Here is a 17388-nt window from a genome sequence, read left to right on the forward strand (position 1 = left end):
CCGCATCTCACCGCAGATAGGCGCCGACCAACAACGCGCCCCGGATCTCGCGGAGCGCGTCGACGATCGCGCCGACCGTTCGCGCGCTCGCCGTCCGGAGGACGACGTCGTGCGGCCCGAGCGGTTCGAGTCCGCCCGTGCGCACCCGCACGACATCCCAGCCTGCCGCGCGCAGCAGCGCATCCTTGCGCCGGTCGGATGCCTCCCGTCTGCCGACGTGCTCGAGTCCGTGACGTCCGGGGGTGTCGTACTCGACCGCCACGCGCAGCTCGGGGAGCAGGATGTCGGGCCACACCTCGCGGTGGCGGAAGAACGGCCGCGCCACCCGGATGGCCGTCATCCCTTCGGTGAACAGGATCGCCGCAGTCAGATCCGCCCGCAGCCGCGCTTCGGCAGCGGATGCCGGTGGGGGAGCGCACGCGCTGACGAACGGCTCACCCGTCGGGAGGTCCGGGGTCTTCTCGCAGATCGCCGGCGTGGCGCGCTTCCGCACCAGGGCCGGAGCGGGGGCCACCGGCATCCGCACCGCCTTCGCGCGGTCGACAGCTGCGAGCACTGCGCCGGCGTCGATGCGTTCGACGACCCTCACGGGGCGAGGCGCGGCAAGCGCAGAACACTCCGGGCACCAGGCCGACCGGCGGCGCACGCGTCCGGGGCGTTCACGCTGCTCGGTCGGCGTCGCGGCGAACCGGTGGCCGGCGGAGCATTCCCAGCACAGGAGTACGTCGGCGGCGGGCGGGATCTGCGACAGGACGATGCCGCCGTTGAGGTCTGGGTGGTACTGGCGGACGAGCTCCGGATACGCGGCCCACGCCGACCGGTAGGTCCCGACGGCGTAAGGGACGTCGGCGCCGCGCGAGAACTGACGCCGCTCCCACCACCACCGCACCGGTTCCGTCACGGTGCGACGGTAAGCGAGGGCTCGGACACGGCATACTGCGAAGATGCGTCCACTTCGACTTGCGCTCGTACTCTTCACCTCGATGGCGCTGGCGGGATGCGTCTCGACGGCGAGCCTCGAGTCGGAGCGGACCCCGACGCGCGACGTGGAGCGGACTCCCGCTGCGGAGCCCGTCGAGGCAGTGGCCGAACCGCCGGCCTGCGCGGAGTGGGTCAGTGAGTATGCAGACCAGGTGCGGTTCGACGACGTGCTCGAGGTGATCGAGGGCGTCGACCCGATGGCGGGATGGTGGGCGAGCGGGAGCGGCGCAGTCAGGGGCGACGGAGCGTGCGCCCCGGTCTCGACCCAACCGGTGGGTACCGTCGAAGCGTGCGCGGCGCCCACCGCGCAGCTCGACGATGTGGGTCGGGCGTGGTCCGGCGCCCCCGCCGAGTACATGTTCGCCGGGGGAGCTCAACGGCAGATCGGGGGCTGGATCGCCGGGCGGACGAGCCGCGAGGAGTCGATCGTCCTCGACATGCAGGCCTGGCGCTTCGCGACGCCGTCGGAGGCGCGGAACGCGCCTATCCTCGACGCGCTCGCCGCCTGTCCCGATGCTCAGACCGGTGACAGCGGTCGGGTGCAGGTCCTCGAGGGAGCGGAGCCCGTGGCCACCGCGTCGGTGAGGGGACGGGACGTCTTCGTCCTGCGGAGCGCGCGCCCTGTCGCATCTGACGGCGAGGACGCGGGACTGACCTCGACGGCGTCGACGCTCCTTTCCTCGGCTGCGATGGCCGCTGCCGAGGAATGGTGGCGGACGCAGGGGCGCACCGCCTTGGACGTCGACCCGTCCGAACCCTGATCCGGGCTCAGGCCACCTGCTGGCCGCACATGCCGCACTCGCCGGTCGCCGAGACCTCGACGAAGCAGTTCGGGCACATGGCGCGGACGACGTCCAGCGACGCCGCGGGGCGCTTCGGCGCGACGGTCCGCTCGGGACGCGGCTTCGGCGCGGTGCCGCGGGCCTTGCCCGGGCGGGCGACCGACGGCGGGGGCGGCGGGGGAGTCTTCGGGGAGTGCTCGGCGCAGTAGTAGCGCACGAATCCGGCGTGATTGTTGGGATGCCGGTGCTTGACGGCCCACAGTTCGGTCCGCTCCCGCGGCTCGCTGCCGGCGGGGCAGCTCACGCAGCGCGTCGGCTCGCCGGGCACGGCGTCGGCGGCGAGGACGGGGACCTCGAACGGAAGAGCGTCCCGCCAGTCGGATGATCTCGTGATCTTCATGCGGGGTCTCTCTGCGGCCTCGTCGGGGGTGAGAGCCGCTTTACAAGCTTCGCACGATCGGAGCGTCCGTGGGCCCCGCGCGTAGGCTGGCCGGGTGACCGTCTCCGAGCTCTTCGACCCGTCGGAGTGGACCGAGGCGCCCGGCGCCCAGGGCTACACCGACATCACCGCGCACGTCTCGATGGACGGACGGATCGCCCGCATCGCGTTCAATCGTCCCGAGGTCCGGAACGCTTTCCGGCCCCACACCGTCGACGAGCTGTACCGCGCGCTCGACGTCGCCCGGCAGGACCCGAAGGTCGGCGTCGTGCTGCTCACCGGCAACGGCCCGAGCGCGAAGGACGGCGGCTGGGCGTTCTGCTCCGGCGGCGACCAGCGCATCCGGGGGCGTGACGGCTACACGTACGCCGCCGACGACGCGACGACCCCCGATCCGGCTCGTGCGGGCCGGCTGCACATCCTCGAGGTGCAGCGCCTCATCCGCTTCATGCCGAAGGTCGTCATCGCCGTCATCCCGGGCTGGGCGGCCGGCGGCGGACATTCGCTGCACATCGTCTGCGACCTGTCGATCGCGAGCGCCGAGCACGGCAGGTTCAAGCAGACCGACGCGGATGTCGGCTCGTTCGACGCCGGCTACGGCTCGGCCTACATGGCTCGCCAGGTCGGCCAGAAGGTCGCTCGTGAGGTCTTCTTCCTGGCCGAGGAGTACTCCGCACAGCGGGCATACGAGATGGGCGCGGTGAACCGGGTCGTCCCGCACGCCGCCCTGGAGCGCGAGGCCATCTCGATGGCGCGGACGATCCTCGGCAAGTCCCCGACCGCGATCCGCATGCTGAAGTTCGCGTTCAACGCGATCGACGACGGCATGGTCGGTCAGCAGGTGTTCGCCGGTGAGGCGACGCGCCTCGCCTACGGCACCGATGAGGCCGTCGAGGGACGCGACGCCTTCCTCGAGAAGCGCAATCCGGACTGGTCGCCCTACCCGTACCACTACTGAGTCCGCGCCATGCAGCTGAGCCGCCTCGATTCGACGGATCCGCGTGACGTGCTGCGCGCGCTCCGCGTGGCGGTGCTCGGCGCGGGACCGGCGGTCGCCCTCGGTGCGGCATCCGATCTTCCGACCGACGTTCCCGCGGGCACGGCCGTCGTCGTCACGACGAGCGGGTCGACCGGGTACCCGAAGTCCGTCGCGCTCAGCCGGTCGGCGCTGACGTCGTCGGCGCTCGCGACCGCCGACCGGATCGGCAGCGGGTCGTGGCTGCTCGCCCTCCCCGCGACCTACGTTGCGGGCGTCCAGGTCATGGTGCGGGCACTGGTCGCCGGTCGCGACCCGGCGATCCTGGCCGGTTCGTTCACGGCGCAGACCTTCACGGCGGCCGCCTCGGCGATGGCCGCGAGCGAGGGCGGACACAGGGTGCCGACCTACACGTCCCTCGTTCCGGCGCAGGTGCAGACCCTGGTCGACGCGGGGGAGACGGATGCCGCGGTCGCCCGCGCGTTCGCCTCGTTCGACGCCGTGCTCGTCGGTGGTCAGGCGCTTCCGCCCGCGCTCGCCGATCGCGCCGCCGCGCTCGGCGCGCGCATCGTCCGCACCTACGGGTCGACCGAGACGAGCGGAGGGTGCGTCTACGACGGGCGGCCGCTCGAGGGCGTGCGGCTGCGCATCGAGGACGGCGAGGTCCAGCTCGGCGGTCCGACCCTCGCCGACGGCTACCTCGCCGATCCGCGGCGGACAGCAGAGACATTCATCCGCGGCGCCGACGGCGCGCGCTGGTACCGCACCGGCGATTCCGGGTCGTTCGACGACGGGGTCCTGCGCATCACGGGTCGCCGCGACAACGTCATCGTCTCGGGCGGCGTGAACGTCTCGCTCGACCGCGTCGAGCAGACCGTCCGGGCACTCGCCGGGCTCGAGGGAGCGGTCGTCGTGCCGACGCGCGACGAGCGGTGGGGCGAGGCATCCGTCGTCGTCCTGTCGCGCCGCGCACTCGGTGGCCACGGCGAAGCCGACCTTCTCGCAGAGCTGCGGAGCGTGGTGGAAGTCGCGATCGGCCCACCCGCGCGACCGCGCGAGCTGCTCGTGCTCGACGAGGTGCCGATGACCTCGACCGGCAAGCCGGATCGCGCGCTCCTGCGCCGCCTGCTCGCGGACGAAGAGGAGCCGGCGTCGCGCGGGGAATAGGATCCTTGCTCGTGGCCGCATCCCGAAAGACCTCCCGCAAGCCTGCCGCCAAGCGCGCCGCGCCGCGTGGCAACCCGGCGAAGGCACGCGTGTCGTCCGCGCCGCCGAAGCCCGCTCCGGTGACGGCCCGCGACTGGATCGGTGCGGCACGCCTTCGGACACTGCCGCTCGCAATCAGTCCGATCCTGGTGGGCACGGGCGCGGCGGTCGCCGTCGGTGCCGGGTTCCACTGGGTTCTCGCGCTGTGCTGCCTCGCTGTCGCGGTCTCGCTGCAGATCGCGGTGAACTTCGCCAACGACTACAGCGACGGCATCCGCGGCACCGACGACCACCGTGTCGGCCCCACGCGCCTGACCGCGTCGGGTCGGGTGACGCCCCGCGCCGTCCTGACGGCCGCGCTGATCTTCTTCGCGATCGCGGCGCTGGTGGGCATCGCGGTCGTCATCCGCACGCAGTTCTGGTGGCTGCTCGCCGTCGGAGCCGTCTGCATCGTCGCCGCCTGGTTCTACACCGGCGGCAAGCGGCCCTACGGGTACTTCGGCCTGGGGGAGCTGTTCGTCTTCGTCTTCTTCGGCCCGGTCGCCACGATCGGCACCACCTACGTGCAGGCGGGGTCCGTGCCGCAGGAGTCGTGGGTCCCCTCGATCGCCGTCGGCGCCCTCGCGTGCGGCGTGCTGATCACCAACAACCTGCGGGACATCGCCCAGGATCGCGTCGCGGGCAAGCGCACCCTGACGGTCCTCATCGGCAAGCGCGCGTCGCAGGTCCTCTACACCGTGTTCATGCTGGTGCCGTTCGCAGTCGTGCCGGTCCTCGGCGTCGTCTACCCGGTCGCGTGGCTGTCGCTGCTCGTGCTGCTGGTGACGCTGTCGGCCACGCTGATCGTCTGGACCTACCGGACGCCGCGCGAACTGATCGTCGCGCTTCAGCTGAGCTCGATCGCGTCGCTCGCGTGGAGCGGGTTCATCCTCTGGGCGTACGTCGCGGTTTGACGGTCAGCGGACGGTGCCGTCGGATGCGGCATCCTCATCGCGGAACGCGTCTTCAACCGCCTCGTCGCTGTTCGCGCGGCGGCGCGCTTCGCGGCGCTCGGCGATCCCCATCGAGACGTCGTCGAGCGGGCGGCGGAGGAACAGCATCGAGAGGCTGAGGCCGATCAGCGCCGAGAAGATCGCGGCGAGCCAGTACTGTTCGCGGAGCACGGGGAACAGCATCATGATCCCGAACGGGACGAAGAAGGCGAGCAGCCGCAGCAGCGCGTAGACGAAGGCGGACCGGGCACGCATGCCCCCATTCTACGGCCGCCTGTCTGAGCGGCAGCCGCGCCGCCTCAGGGCGCGACGGCGCGCCTAGGATGGAGGAATGGCGCGCGTGTATCTGATTCTGGCGCTGCTGTTCGCCGCCTTCTGGGTCTACAGCATCGTCGACTGCGCGCTGCAGCCGCCTACCCGTCATCGCGGGGTCAGCAAGCCGATCTGGCTGCTCATCGTCATCCTCCTTCCCGTCGTCGGCGGCATCCTCTGGTTCGTGATCGGCCGCGCTCGCGCGTCGTCGCAGCGCGTGACCTTCCGGGCACCCGACGACGATCCCGACTTCCTCGGTCGCATCGGAACCTCGAGCGATCAGGACGAGCGCATCCGCCGCCTCGAGGAGGAACTGGCCGCCCTCGACTCCGAGTCCCCCGACCCGCGCGATCGTCCCGTCGATCCGCAGTCGGACGACGACACGGACGAGCAGTCGCGCGGCTCGCGTTCCTGACATGACGACTGCCGGACCCGGGCGCGCGCCGGCGACCGATGCCGCCGCGGCGCTGCTCACTCGACTCGTGGAGCGCGGGCTGCGCCACATCGTCGTCTCACCCGGGTCGCGGTCGCAGGCGCTCGCGCTCGTCGCCGCCGAGCTCGAAGCACGCGGGCTCGTCCGCCTCCACGTCCGTATCGACGAGCGCGTCGCGGGCTTCACCGCCCTCGGGATCGGTCGTGAGGACCGGATGCCGGCCGTCGTCGTCTGCACCTCGGGTACGGCGGTCGCGAACCTCCTCCCCGCCGTCCTCGAAGCCCACCATTCCGGTGTGCCATTGCTGCTGCTCACCGCCGACCGTCCGCCGGAGCTCCGCGGCATCGGCGCGAATCAGGCCACGCGGCAGCCCGGGATGTTCGCCGGGTTCGTGCGGCTCGAGGCCGATCTCCCGGTGGCCGAGGGGGTGGCCGATTCCTTCGACGCCGACGAGGTCGCCGCGTTCCGAGCCGCGGCCGACGAAGGGTGGGATGCCGCTGTCGGCGCCGGATCCCGCGTCGCTGGCCCCGTGCACCTCAACGTCCCCTTCCGCGAGCCGCTCGCCGGCGAGGTGCCCGCGTGGCTCCCGTCAGCGCCGGTCGATGCTCCGGCATCCGAGACATCCGTCACGGAGGAGACCGTCGAGGCGGAGTGGGGTGCGCACTACCAGGGCGGCGGCGGCGTGGGTGCCGCAGTCGAGCCGGTCGAGGCGGAGCCGGTCGTGCTCGAAGCCGGCCCGCGGACGATCGTCGTCGCCGGGGCGGATGCGGGAGCGGATGCCGAACAGCTCGCGCATGACGGCGGGTTCCCCCTGATCGCCGAGATCGTCAGCGGCGCACGCTACGGACGACACCTCGTGCACGGCTACCGCCGTCTGCTGTCCGATCCCGATCTCGGCGGGCGCATCGAACGCGTCGTCGTCTTCGGGCACCCCACCCTGAGCCGCGAGGTCGCGCGCCTGCTCAGCCGCGACGACGTCGAGGTTCTCGCCGTGCGCGGACCGGGGGAGAACCTGAACCTCAACGGGGCGACGCTCCCGGTCGATGCCGTGACCGCTGAGAGGGGCGATCGGGACTGGCTGGGCGCCTGGATGCGTGCGTCGCGCGACCATATCGTCGATCTCAGTCCCGCCGCTCCTGACGCCGATGCCCTGGCGTCGGCCGTCCCCGCCGAGCGGCTGGGGGCGATCTCCGCCGAACTCGGGGCGATCCGTGCGCCGCTCGACCGGGCCGGTCTCGTCGACGCACTCTGGCGCGCGACCTGGCCGCATGACCGGTTGCTGTTCGGCTCGTCCCGCCTCGTGCGGGTGGCCGATGAGATCCTCGGTGGGAAGAAGGTCCCCGTCCATGCGAACCGCGGTCTCGCCGGGATCGACGGAACCATCGCGACGGGCCTCGGCATCGCGGCGGCGTCCCAGCGGGGCGCGACGCCCGGGGTCACCCGGGTCCTGCTCGGCGACCTCGCGTTCCTGCACGACGTCGGGGCGCTCCTGCATCCGTCGGCCGAAGCGGAGCCGCGCATCCAGGTCGTCGTCGGGAACGACGGCGGCGGCACCATCTTCGACGGTCTCGAGGTCGCGGGAGTCGCAGGGTCCGCGGCGTTCGAGCGGGTCCAGTACACGCCGCAGACCGCGCGCATCGAAGAACTCGCGAGAGCGTACGGGTGGGAGTACCGGCGGGTCACCACGCGCGGCGCTCTCGATCAGGCGCTGACGTCGCCGGTCGGCGGGCGGCAGATCATCGAAGTCCCGCTGGAGCGATAGCACCGGCATCCGCAAGACCGTCGCGTCGCGCGTCGCCGCACGGCAGGATGAGCGGCATGACTGCGACGCCCCACCCTTCCGGCGGCCACTGGACCACCTCGCCGACCACGCTGCTGCGGGTCGGCTCGGGCTTCCGGTTGGCGGACGTCGATCCCGATTCGACGCCCGGGTACGACAGGGGCAAGAAGGCGGGCCAGGCCGACCTCGCCGCCGCGGCGGCACAGTTCGATCAGCTGCAGGAGCGGCTGTACGCGCAGAGCCGGACGCAGCCGGACTCCTCGTCGGTGCTGCTCGTGCTCCAGGCGATGGACTCTGCGGGCAAGGGCGGCATCGTCCGGCACGTCATCGGCGCCACCGACCCGCAGGGCGTGCACCTGAAGGCGTTCAAGAAGCCGACGCCGGAGGAGCTGGCGCACGACTTCCTGTGGCGGATCGAGAAGGAGGTCCCCGAGCCGGGGTACATCGGCGTCTTCGACCGATCGCACTACGAGGATGTCCTGATCGGCCGTGTCCGGCAGCTCGCCCCGGCGGACGAGATCGAGCGACGCTACGGAGCGATCGTCGACTTCGAGAAGCGCCTCGTGGACCGTGGCGTGCACATCGTGAAGGTGATGCTCCACATCTCCGGCGACGAGCAGAAGTCGCGGCTTGCCGAGCGGCTCGAGCGCCCCGACAAGCACTGGAAGTACAACCCCGGCGATGTCGACGAGCGCGAGCTGTGGCCGGCGTACATGGACGCGTACCAGACGCTCTTCGAGCGGACGTCGACGGACCAGGCGCCATGGTTCGTCGTTCCCGCGAACGCCAAGTGGTACGCCCGGCTCGCTGTGCAGGCGCTCCTCATCGACGTCCTGGAGCGCATCGATCCGCAGTGGCCCCCGGCGGACTTCGATGTGGAGGCTGAGAAGGCGCGACTCGCCGCTACGTGAGCGCCGACATCGCGCACCACGGCGGTCTCTGGAGAGCGGCGGGTCGGACGATCTCGCCTCGCCCGCATCGGTGCACGATGGCGCCCTGCGCGGGCCGTTCAGAAGGGTGCCGGGTCTCCGGGGTGTGCTGCGGCAGGGGTGAACGCGACGGCCGGGGTGGGTGCGTCTTCGCGGTAGGTCCTGCCGAGGGGTGAGGTCCATTCGAGGACGCCACCCTTAAGTTGTCGGACCTGCCAGGCGGTGAATTGCTTCATCGAATGATGCCGTTGACACAGGTGAGCAAGGTTCGACAGTTCTGTCTTGCCGCCGAGGGCGTGGTCGTGGGTGTGGTCGATCTCGCAGCGGATCGCGGCGACGCGGCATCCGGGGAACCGGCAGTGCTGGTCGCGGGCTTGCAGGAACCGTCTCATCCCGGACGGAACACGGTACGAATCGGTCGACACGGTAACCCCGGTCGTCGGGTCGTGGAACAACCGCTCCCAGATGTACGTCGATCCGGCGAGCGTGCGGGCGGTCGCAGGGTCGATCGGCGAGCGGCCGGTTAGATCGCACGGCCCGTCATCCGCACCGGTGAGCGTCGCGGCGGGAACAAGGACCTGCACGCGAGCGCGGATTGCGCCGAGCGGACCGGCGGTCGTGTCACGCGTGTCATCGAGCGCGGGTGTGCCTGCGAGGAGGAGGTCGGCGAACACGTCGGCTCGAACCTGGTCGGTCGAGCGCGCGTCGGTCGTGACAACGTCGGCGTTCTCGCCGGACGCGCGCTCGTCGCGGGTGTCGATGATCGCGCGTGCCTGCTGAGTGAGCCGGTCATGGATCCCTTCCGCGATCACCGTCGGCAGCGTCGCGATCAGGTCCGACATGCCGTCCCGCCCCGGCACCAGTCGCACGCACCGGCCGGCGGCTGCCTCTTCATGCCGTTCCGCGAACGATCGTGGGTGCATTCGGTGGGCGAGGATCTCGAGCTCACCTCGGACTCGGTTCGGGGTCTCGCCTTCGCAGCGTTCGATGGCGATCGCTTCGAACTCCGCCCACATCTCCGCGGGGAGGTTCAGCCGGGCGTCGACGATCGCTTTTACGTGCCCCTGCACGATGCGCCCGGACTCCCACGCGGCGACCGCGGCGGGGAATCCTTCGATGATCGTCCGAGCCTCCCCGATCCGCCGTTGAACGGCCCCGTCGGTCATCCGCATCACCCTAGCGACCTCGGCAGAGATCGACCGCAGCACCATGTCGTGCACCTGGACTCTCGCGTTCCGGGGTGCGCCCTGCTCGTCCGCCAGCCGCCCCGCGGCGGCCAGGGCGCGCAGCTCACGGATCTTCACCCGGGTGAACTCGACTCCGATGTCCTCGACGTCCGCGACGATGGCCGCGATGGCGGCGAGATACGCCTCACCATCGGGGGTTTCCGCTGCTTCCGTCATGCCTCCACTCTCGCACCAACCTCCGACATCGACTCGGGCCGGTCAGCGCAGGTGGGAACGGATGGCCTTCGCGACGGCATCCGGTCGTTCCACCGGTACGAAGTGGCCGGAATCCGGCACGACCTCGAGGTGGACGTCCGAGAAGTGCTGGGAGAGGTTGTCCGCCCACTCCATCGGGAAGAGCGGGTCCTGCTCGGCCCAGAGCATCGTCGTCGGAACCGTGATCGGGCCCTCGTCCGCCGCGTATCCCCGGTTGGCGGCGTACCACTCGAGGCTCGCGGCGAACGCCCCCGGCCGCGCGTACGCCGCGACGATCTCGTCGAGGTGCGGGGGAGGAGCGGCATCCGCTCGCCACGTCTCCCAGATATAGGTGAGGTACGTCCGGACGGCGCGCTCGTCGCCGTCGATGAGCGCCGCGGCCACGGGTTCGCGGTGGAAGTGCTGGTACCAGAAGGTCGACGCGAGTGCGGGGGATGCCGCACGGTCGCCGATCCCCGGATAGGCGGGCGTCAGCACCGCGCCGTCGAACCGGTCAGGGTCGGCGCGGAGGGCTGCCTGGGCGATGCGGCTGCCGATGTCGTATCCGCTGATGACGGCGCCCCCGGTGACACCGGCCTCGTCGAGCTGGGAGAGGAGTCGGCCGGCGTGCGCCGCGGCCGTCGCATCGAATGCGGTCGACGCGCCGGTGAACCCCGCCCCGAATCCCGCGAGGTCGGGGACGATGACCCGTTCCCCGCTCAGGTGGCACACGACCTGGTCGTAGTCCGAGGGGAGTCCGGGCCAGCCGTGCAGGAGGACGACAGTCATGGGTCGAGGCTATCCATCCCGGGTGGACCTGACCGTCGACGCCGTCGAGATGCCGAACGTCGGTCTGATGGTCACGGGCACCGGTGGCCACATGGTGTCCCTGAACGCGGCGGTCCGCAAGAAACTCGGCAAGGGGATCGGCGACACCGTCACCGTTCGCCTGACCCGCCGCCTCACCTAGGTCAACCCCCGGCGGCGGCCCTCCTCGCGCGGTTAGCGTGATGCATCCCGGCCGGCAGGGCGGGGGAGGGAGGGCACATGAGACGTCGAGACGATGCGACCGCAGAGGACGTGACGGTCGACGGACGGCGATTCCGCGTCGTGCGCTCGCGGGTCCCTTCGGCGACGCGCACCATCCTGCTGGTGCACGGCATCGGGATGTCGCATCGCTACCTGCGTCGACTGCACGCCGAACTCGGGCGTACCGAGTCGGTCGTGTCCATCGACCTGCCCGGGTTCGGGGGAACGCCCAAGCCGGGTGAGGACCTCGACGTCCCCGCGATGGCCGAGGCGATCGCGGGACTGCTCGAACGTCTGGGCCTGCACGACGCCGTCGCCGTGGGGCACTCGATGGGCAGTCAGTGGGTCGTCGAGTTGGCGATCCAACGTCCCGATCTCATTACTCATGTGGTCGCGATGGGCCCGGTCGTCGACGATCGTCACCGGACGGCCCTCGCGCAGGCCCGAGCGCTCGCTCTGGACACCTTCGGTGAGACGTCGAGGGCGAACTGGCTCGTGTTCAGCGACTACCTCCGGTGCGGCATCCCCTGGTACACGCGGCAGCTCCGGCACATGCTCGCCTACCCCCTGGAGGATCGCGTGCGTTTGCTCTCGCTGCCCCTGCTCGTGCTCCGCGGCGCGCGCGATCCCGTCGCGGGAGGGGCGTGGTGCCGCAGGCTGGCTGCCGCCGCTCCGGATGCGGCCGTCGCGGAGATCCCGGAAGGCTTCCACGTCGTCCAGGACAGGGCGCCGCGGGATGCCGCAGACGCGATCACCGCCTTCGTTGCGGCGCGGACACCACCGGTGCCCGGGGTCCGGCGATGATCCGACTCCTCCGCAACGCCGCATGGTGGGTGCGCGACTACCTCTACGCGCTCCGGTGGCAGCTGAACGCCGCGCTGGGCCGCACCGATCCGAGAGAGTTCACGACGGGGAACCTGACTCCCGTGGTGATCCTTCCCGGCGTGTACGAGACCTGGCGGTTCATGATCCCGCTCATCACGGCGATGCATGACCGTGGGCATCCCGTGCACGTCCTGCCCGTCCTGCGGCGCAACCGACGTCCCGTCGACGAAGCTTCGGCCCGCGTGGTCGAGTACCTCGCCCAGCACGACCTGCGTGGCTGCGTCCTGCTGGCGCACAGCAAGGGCGGCCTCGTCGGCAAACGTGCCATGGTCCGGGATGCCGACGAGCGCCGGATAGACAGCATGCTCGCCGTGGCGACGCCCTTTGGGGGATCGCGCTACGGCCGCGTGATGGTCCTCCCCTCGCTGCGCATCTTCTCGCCCCGGAGCGCGACGATCGTCGCCCTGTCGAAGGAGCACGAGGTGAACGGCCGCATCGTGTCGGTCTACGGGCAGTTCGATCCGCACATCCCCGAGGGAAGCGAGCTGCCGGGCGCCGCGAAGAACGTCCGACTCGACAGCGGCGGACACTTCCGCGTACTGGCGCATCCTCGCGTCATCGCTGAGCTGATCGCGTTGTCGGAGGAGCCGCGAGCCGCACGCTGATCACTTGTGAAGGTCAGCCGACCCCGCATCTGGGTCGGCGGGAATGTCCGTGAGACGCCGGCCCCGTCCTGACACTCCGCCGATCACGACCGCGACGGAGGCGAACACCAGCACGACGCCGCAGACCTGCGTCAGAGTGAGGGTCTCTCCCGCGATGAGGCCGCCGATCGTGAGCGCCACGACCGGGCTCAGGAGTCCGAGGAAGGCTGGAACCCGTGCGGGCAGTGCGGCGATCCCGCGGAACCAGAGGGCGTAGGCGAGCGCAGTGCCGATGAGGGTGAGGTATGCGTAGCCGGCGATGTTCGTGAGCGTGGGGGATTGATCGGGGAGAGGCTCGAAGACGGCGACGAGCGCGGCGAGGATGAGGCCGCCGGCGACGAGCTGCCATGCGGTGACCACGAGCGGCGGGTGCTCGTTCGACCAGGCCTTCGTCAACACCACTCCGAGTGCCATCGACACCGCACCCAGCAGGGCGGCGGCGACACCGATGGCATCGAGCCCGCCCGCGGCCCGCAGGACGATTAGCGCGACGCCGGTCACCCCGGCGACCCCCGCGGCGATGACCCGCCCCGTCAGCTTCTCGGCGAGCAGGCGAGAGGCGAGCACCGCGACCAGCAGGGGCTGGATGCCCCCGACCACCGCCGCGACTCCTCCGGGCAACCGGTCGGCGGCGATGAAGAGGAAGGCGAAGAAGCCGCCGATGTTGAGCGCGCCGAGCACGACCGACTTCCACCACCACGAGCCGCGGGGGAGCCGCCGTCCGATGATGAGAAGGAGGATGCCGGCGGGCAGCGCGCGCACCGTCGCGGTGAGGAGCGGATGGTCCGCGATGAGAAGGGTCGTCGCCGTGAGGTACGTCGTGCCCCAGAGGATCGGAGCGACCGCCGTTATCGCGACGGCCGACGTGATTTTGCTAAGCACTTAGTCAATATAGCTCACTGCTTAGCGATATGGTCGAGGAGTGGACCACGTCGATCGCATCCTCGCGCAGTGGCGCTCCGCACGGCCAGGTCTCGATGTGAGTCCGATGGCGGTGATCGGTCGCCTGAGCCGCGCCGCAGCCGTCGTCGACGCGAGGCTCGCTGAGACCTTCGCCTCGCACGGCATAGACGCCGGAACGTTCGACGTGCTCGCGACCCTCGCGCGTCAGGGCGAGCCCTTCCGGATCACTCCCGCCGAACTCGCCGCCGACGCGATGATCACCTCGAGTGCGGTCGCCCAGCGTCTCAACCGCCTGGATCGGCTGGGTCTCGTGGTGCGCGAGCCGAACCCCGACGACGGCCGCGGCAAGTTCGTGCGGCTCACCGACGCCGGGCGCGAACTGCTCGACAGAGTGCTGCCCGATCATTTGGCGACCGAACGAGAGATCCTCGCACCACTCACGGCCGGTGAGCGCAGCGCGCTCGCCGGCCTGCTGTCGAAGCTGGCCGGCGAGGGGTGATCGCCGCGCCCCTCAGGCGAGCGCGTCGACGATCGGGCGGAACTTCACCCGGGTCTCGAGCATCTCCGTCTCGGGATCGCTTCCGGCGACGATGCCCGCGCCGGCGTGGGCGATGAGCGGGATGTCAGCCCCGGCATCCGTGCGCACGTCGAACTGGGCGCAGCGCAGAGCGATGGCCCACTCGCCGTCGCCCGCGGCGTCGATCCACCCGACGGGTCCGGCGTAACGGCCGCGGTCGAAGGGCTCGACGCGGCGGATGACCTCGAGCGCCGCCTGTGTCGGAGTCCCGGCGACAGCGGCGGTCGGGTGCAGCACCTCGACCAGGTCGAGAGAGGACGCGTGCCCCGACAGCGAGCCTTCGACATCGGTCGCCAGATGCCAGACGTTGGGCAGCTTCAGCATGAACGGCTCGGGCTCGGCGACCAGTGCGGTCGTGTGCTCGCGAAGCGACGTCAGCACGCTCTGCACGGCGTACCGGTGTTCGTCGAGATCCTTGGGGCTCGTCGCGAGGGCGACGGATGCCGCCGTGTCGGCGTCCGCGTCGGCACCGCGCGCGGCGGTCCCGGCCAGCACGCGAGCGGTGACGGTGCCGCCCGAGACGGTCACGAGCGTCTCGGGGCTCGCCCCGATCGTGCCGTCCACCGCGAAGGTCCAGGTGTCGGGGTATGCCGAGGCGAGCGCCCGAACCAGACGCCGCAGGTCCGACCCGGCCGGAACGGTGCCCACCAGATCGCGGGCCAGGACGACCTTGGCGACCTCGCCGGACGCGATCGCATCGAGACCGGCGCGCACCTCGCCCTGATAGCCGTCGGGCGTGCACGCACCGGGGCCGACGGTGGCCGACCAGTGCGGGCCGAGTGTCACCGCCTGGGGCTCGTCGCGCTCGGGTTCGCCCTCGACGAAGACGTGGGTGACCCAACTCGTGTCGCCGCGGCGGCCGATGATCATGCGCGGCACGGCCAGCGCAGCGCTCGCCGAGCTGTTCGCCGGGTCGAAGGGGAGGGCGCCGAAGGCGACGAGGCCGGACCCCGGCATCCGCACCTTGTCGTCGATCTCCGCCGCGGCGGCGACGTCGCGCCACCACTGCGCGGCCGGCGCGCCGCCGGGGAGCTCTGCCGCACGACCCACGCCGACGAGCAGGTCCCCGCGGCGGGACCACACGGTCGGGTCGTCGGGCGAGGCGTAGACGAGCGGCTCATCGACCGGTTCGATCCGGCGGGTGACGGCACGCAGCCGCGGGATGCCGAGTGCAGACGAGGTCACCCGGCCAGCCTAATCCGGCGCCGGTGCGGCGGCCCCGCCCTCCCAGCCCGGCGGCGCCCCGCCCCGATTAGGCTCGACACGTGACCGACCAGCCCTCCCGCACCCCGTCCACCCGCGCGGACCTCGGCAAGGATCCCGCCCGCGTCAGCGGCATGTTCGACGAGGTCGCGCCGGCCTACGACCGCACCAACACGGTGCTGAGTCTCGGGAACGACAAGCTGTGGCGCATCGCGACGACGCGCGCCGTGGCGCCGCGCCGCGGTCAGCGCATCCTCGACCTGGCCGCCGGCACCGGCGCGAGCTCGGTCTCGCTCGCCCGCTCGGGCGCCGACGTCGTCGCGGGCGACTTCTCGGCGGGGATGATCGCCCAAGGCAAGCGGCGGCACGGCGGCATCCCGAACCTGTCCTTCGTCGAGGCGGACGCGACGGCGCTGCCCTTCGCCGACGAGGAGTTCGACACCGTCACGATCTCGTTCGGCCTCCGCAACGTCAACGACCCCGACAAGGCTCTGCGGGAGATGCTGCGGGTCACCAAGCCGGGCGGAACGCTCGTGATCTGCGAGTTCTCGCACCCGCCGGCAGCGCTCATGCGCGGCCTCTACCGCTTCTACAACGACCGCATCCTGCCCGTCGTCGCCCGCGCCTTCAGCTCGAACGCGGCAGCCTACGACTACCTCAACGAGTCGATCCGCGACTGGCCGGACCAGCGCGCCCTCGCCGGGCGCATGCGCGGCGCAGGCTGGGGGCAGGTGGCGTGGCGCGACCTCAGCTTCGGGATCGTCGCCCTGCACCGCGCGCACAAGCCCGCAACCCCGGACCAGGCCTAGAGCGCGACGGGTACGCTGGAGGCATGACCCCCCGACCCGGTACTCCGGGCTCGCAGATCGCGAGCCGACTCGGCGTCACCGAACGCATTTTCGTGGGACCGCGGATGCGGAAGCTCCTCACCACGGTCGAAGAAGGGCTCGACCTCGTCGAAGCCCGCCTGGCCGGTGAGTTGAAGGTCGGCGATTCGCTCGCCGACGTCACGTCCCGCTACCTCTACGAGGCCGGCGGAAAGCGGATGCGGCCGATGCTGGCGATCCTCACGGCGCAGCTCGGCTCGGGGGTGACCGACGACGTCCTCGCCGGGGCCACCGCGCTCGAGATGACCCATCTCGGATCGCTGTACCACGACGACGTCATGGACGAGGCGGACCGTCGTCGTGGCGTTCCCAGCGCTCACGCCGTGTGGGGCAACAGCGTCGCGATCCTCACGGGCGACCTGCTGTTCTCGCGTGCCAGCCAGCTCATGGCGCAGGTGGGGGAGCGGGCGATCCGTCTGCAGGCCGATACGTTCGAGCGCCTCGTCCTCGGCCAGATGCACGAGACCGTCGGTGCGCAGCCGGGCGATGACCCGGTGGAGTTCTACCTGCAGGTCCTCAGCGACAAGACCGGCTCGCTCATCGCCGCCGCGGCTGAGACGGGCGTCATCTTCTCGGATGCCTCCGACGAGTACGCGGCTCCCGTTCGCGAGTTCGGTGAGCGGGTCGGGGTCGCCTTCCAGCTGCTCGATGACGTCATCGACCTGTCGGCGGATGCCGCCGAGACCGGCAAGGTTCCCGGCACCGACCTGCGCGCAGGCGTGCCGACGATGCCCTACCTGCTCCTCGGCCGCGCGAGCGACCCGGCGTCGCAGTCGCTGAAGGTCACGATCGATGAGGGCGTCGCCCGCATCTCCGACGGTGCGGACCCGGCGATCCTCGACCACCCGCTCACGCAGCTCCGCGAACACCCCGCCACCGAGGCGACCCGTCGGCTCGCGCACGAGTGGTCCGATCGCGCCGTCGCTGCTCTGGCCCCTCTGCCCGACGGGCAGGTCCGCGAGGCGCTGACCCGTTTCGCCCAGGTCGTCGTCGACCGCTCCAGCTGATC

Annotated in this window: 20 protein-coding genes; 13 read left to right on the forward strand and 7 right to left on the reverse strand. The window is 71.2% G+C overall.

Annotated elements, in window-relative coordinates; translation table 11 throughout:
- Positions 1-7 precede the first annotated feature (7 nt).
- Entirely contained in the window at positions 8-901 is an 894-nt protein-coding gene (locus tag ABCU91_RS05680) for a zinc-ribbon domain-containing protein (RefSeq protein ID WP_413355119.1), read from the reverse strand.
- A 43-nt stretch (positions 902-944) separates the two neighbouring features.
- Between ABCU91_RS05680 and ABCU91_RS05685 the strand changes: the two genes are divergently transcribed.
- On the forward strand, positions 945-1742 hold the full coding sequence (locus ABCU91_RS05685) for a hypothetical protein (protein ID WP_413355120.1): 798 nt from the start codon (positions 945-947) through the stop codon (positions 1740-1742).
- A gap of 7 nt (positions 1743-1749) precedes the next feature.
- On the opposite strand, the gene ABCU91_RS05690 is transcribed toward ABCU91_RS05685, so the two are convergent.
- Complete coding sequence (locus ABCU91_RS05690; protein ID WP_307467936.1) at positions 1750-2163, reverse strand: glucose-6-phosphate dehydrogenase; 414 nt, start codon at positions 2161-2163, stop codon at positions 1750-1752.
- 94 nt (positions 2164-2257) lie between these two features.
- Here ABCU91_RS05690 and ABCU91_RS05695 point away from each other — a divergent pair, with 94 nt between their 5' ends.
- From ABCU91_RS05695 to ABCU91_RS05705, 3 genes are read left to right on the forward strand one after another with little or no spacing between them, the layout of a single operon-like run.
- Entirely contained in the window at positions 2258-3160 is a 903-nt protein-coding gene (locus tag ABCU91_RS05695; protein WP_413355121.1) for a 1,4-dihydroxy-2-naphthoyl-CoA synthase, read from the forward strand.
- Positions 3161-3169: 9 nt separating this feature from the next.
- On the forward strand, positions 3170-4345 hold the full coding sequence (locus ABCU91_RS05700; RefSeq protein WP_413355122.1) for an AMP-binding protein: 1176 nt from the start codon (positions 3170-3172) through the stop codon (positions 4343-4345).
- Between the two features lie 11 nt (positions 4346-4356).
- On the forward strand, positions 4357-5337 hold the full coding sequence (locus ABCU91_RS05705; protein ID WP_413355123.1) for a 1,4-dihydroxy-2-naphthoate polyprenyltransferase: 981 nt from the start codon (positions 4357-4359) through the stop codon (positions 5335-5337).
- A 3-nt stretch (positions 5338-5340) separates the two neighbouring features.
- On the opposite strand, the gene ABCU91_RS05710 is transcribed toward ABCU91_RS05705, so the two are convergent.
- The gene (locus ABCU91_RS05710) at positions 5341-5631 is read right to left on the reverse strand and encodes a DUF4229 domain-containing protein (protein WP_091351787.1); all 291 of its coding nucleotides are present in this window, start codon (positions 5629-5631) and stop codon (positions 5341-5343) included.
- 76 nt (positions 5632-5707) lie between these two features.
- Between ABCU91_RS05710 and ABCU91_RS05715 the strand changes: the two genes are divergently transcribed.
- Genes ABCU91_RS05715 through ABCU91_RS05725 form a run of 3 tightly spaced genes read left to right on the forward strand, consistent with a single transcriptional unit; the run spans position 5708 to position 8812 of the window.
- Positions 5708-6103, forward strand: coding sequence for a PLD nuclease N-terminal domain-containing protein (locus tag ABCU91_RS05715; RefSeq protein ID WP_091351788.1), 396 nt, complete (start codon positions 5708-5710; stop codon positions 6101-6103).
- Position 6104: 1 nt separating this feature from the next.
- Positions 6105-7883, forward strand: a complete 1779-nt coding sequence (gene menD / locus ABCU91_RS05720) for a 2-succinyl-5-enolpyruvyl-6-hydroxy-3-cyclohexene-1-carboxylic-acid synthase (protein ID WP_413355124.1) — start codon at positions 6105-6107, stop codon at positions 7881-7883.
- A 56-nt stretch (positions 7884-7939) separates the two neighbouring features.
- On the forward strand, positions 7940-8812 hold the full coding sequence (locus tag ABCU91_RS05725) for a PPK2 family polyphosphate kinase (RefSeq protein ID WP_413355125.1): 873 nt from the start codon (positions 7940-7942) through the stop codon (positions 8810-8812).
- 98 nt (positions 8813-8910) lie between these two features.
- Here the strand turns inward: ABCU91_RS05725 and ABCU91_RS05730 are convergent, their stop codons facing one another.
- A complete protein-coding gene (locus ABCU91_RS05730; RefSeq protein WP_413355126.1) occupies positions 8911-10233 on the reverse strand; it encodes a DUF222 domain-containing protein in 1323 nt (440 codons plus the stop codon).
- 42 nt (positions 10234-10275) lie between these two features.
- Positions 10276-11040 (reverse strand): alpha/beta fold hydrolase, encoded by a 765-nt coding sequence (locus ABCU91_RS05735; RefSeq protein WP_413355127.1) that lies wholly within the window; start codon positions 11038-11040, stop codon positions 10276-10278.
- On the opposite strand from ABCU91_RS05735, the gene ABCU91_RS05740 reads away from it, so the two are divergent.
- The 3 genes from ABCU91_RS05740 (at position 11039) to ABCU91_RS05750 (ending at position 12770) form a co-directional block, all read left to right on the forward strand.
- Entirely contained in the window at positions 11039-11221 is a 183-nt protein-coding gene (locus ABCU91_RS05740; protein ID WP_413355128.1) for a DUF1905 domain-containing protein, read from the forward strand. The genes ABCU91_RS05735 and ABCU91_RS05740 overlap by 2 nt on opposite strands.
- Positions 11222-11298: 77 nt before the next feature.
- Positions 11299-12084, forward strand: a complete 786-nt coding sequence (locus ABCU91_RS05745; RefSeq protein WP_413355129.1) for an alpha/beta fold hydrolase — start codon at positions 11299-11301, stop codon at positions 12082-12084.
- Positions 12081-12770, forward strand: coding sequence for an esterase/lipase family protein (locus tag ABCU91_RS05750; protein WP_413355130.1), 690 nt, complete (start codon positions 12081-12083; stop codon positions 12768-12770). The genes ABCU91_RS05745 and ABCU91_RS05750 overlap by 4 nt, the downstream gene beginning before the upstream one ends.
- Here ABCU91_RS05750 and ABCU91_RS05755 read toward each other — a convergent pair whose 3' ends face one another.
- The gene (locus ABCU91_RS05755; RefSeq protein ID WP_413355131.1) at positions 12771-13691 is read right to left on the reverse strand and encodes an EamA family transporter; all 921 of its coding nucleotides are present in this window, start codon (positions 13689-13691) and stop codon (positions 12771-12773) included.
- 40 nt (positions 13692-13731) lie between these two features.
- On the opposite strand from ABCU91_RS05755, the gene ABCU91_RS05760 reads away from it, so the two are divergent.
- Positions 13732-14211, forward strand: coding sequence for a MarR family winged helix-turn-helix transcriptional regulator (locus ABCU91_RS05760; protein ID WP_413355132.1), 480 nt, complete (start codon positions 13732-13734; stop codon positions 14209-14211).
- A 12-nt stretch (positions 14212-14223) separates the two neighbouring features.
- Here ABCU91_RS05760 and ABCU91_RS05765 read toward each other — a convergent pair whose 3' ends face one another.
- Positions 14224-15474 carry an isochorismate synthase gene (locus ABCU91_RS05765; RefSeq protein ID WP_413355133.1) on the reverse strand — a complete coding sequence of 417 codons (1251 nt, stop codon included), beginning with the start codon at positions 15472-15474 and terminating at the stop codon, positions 14224-14226.
- 80 nt (positions 15475-15554) lie between these two features.
- Here ABCU91_RS05765 and ABCU91_RS05770 point away from each other — a divergent pair, with 80 nt between their 5' ends.
- Both ABCU91_RS05770 and ABCU91_RS05775 read left to right on the forward strand, forming a co-directional pair.
- Positions 15555-16301: a demethylmenaquinone methyltransferase gene (locus ABCU91_RS05770; RefSeq protein WP_413355134.1), complete on the forward strand. Its 747-nt coding sequence runs from the start codon at positions 15555-15557 to the stop codon at positions 16299-16301.
- Between the two features lie 23 nt (positions 16302-16324).
- Complete coding sequence (locus ABCU91_RS05775; RefSeq protein WP_413355135.1) at positions 16325-17386, forward strand: polyprenyl synthetase family protein; 1062 nt, start codon at positions 16325-16327, stop codon at positions 17384-17386.
- The last annotated feature ends 2 nt before the right edge of the window (positions 17387-17388 follow it).

It is taken from the genome of Microbacterium phoenicis, assembly GCF_047302325.1.
Classification (GTDB): Bacteria; Actinomycetota; Actinomycetes; order Actinomycetales; family Microbacteriaceae; genus Microbacterium.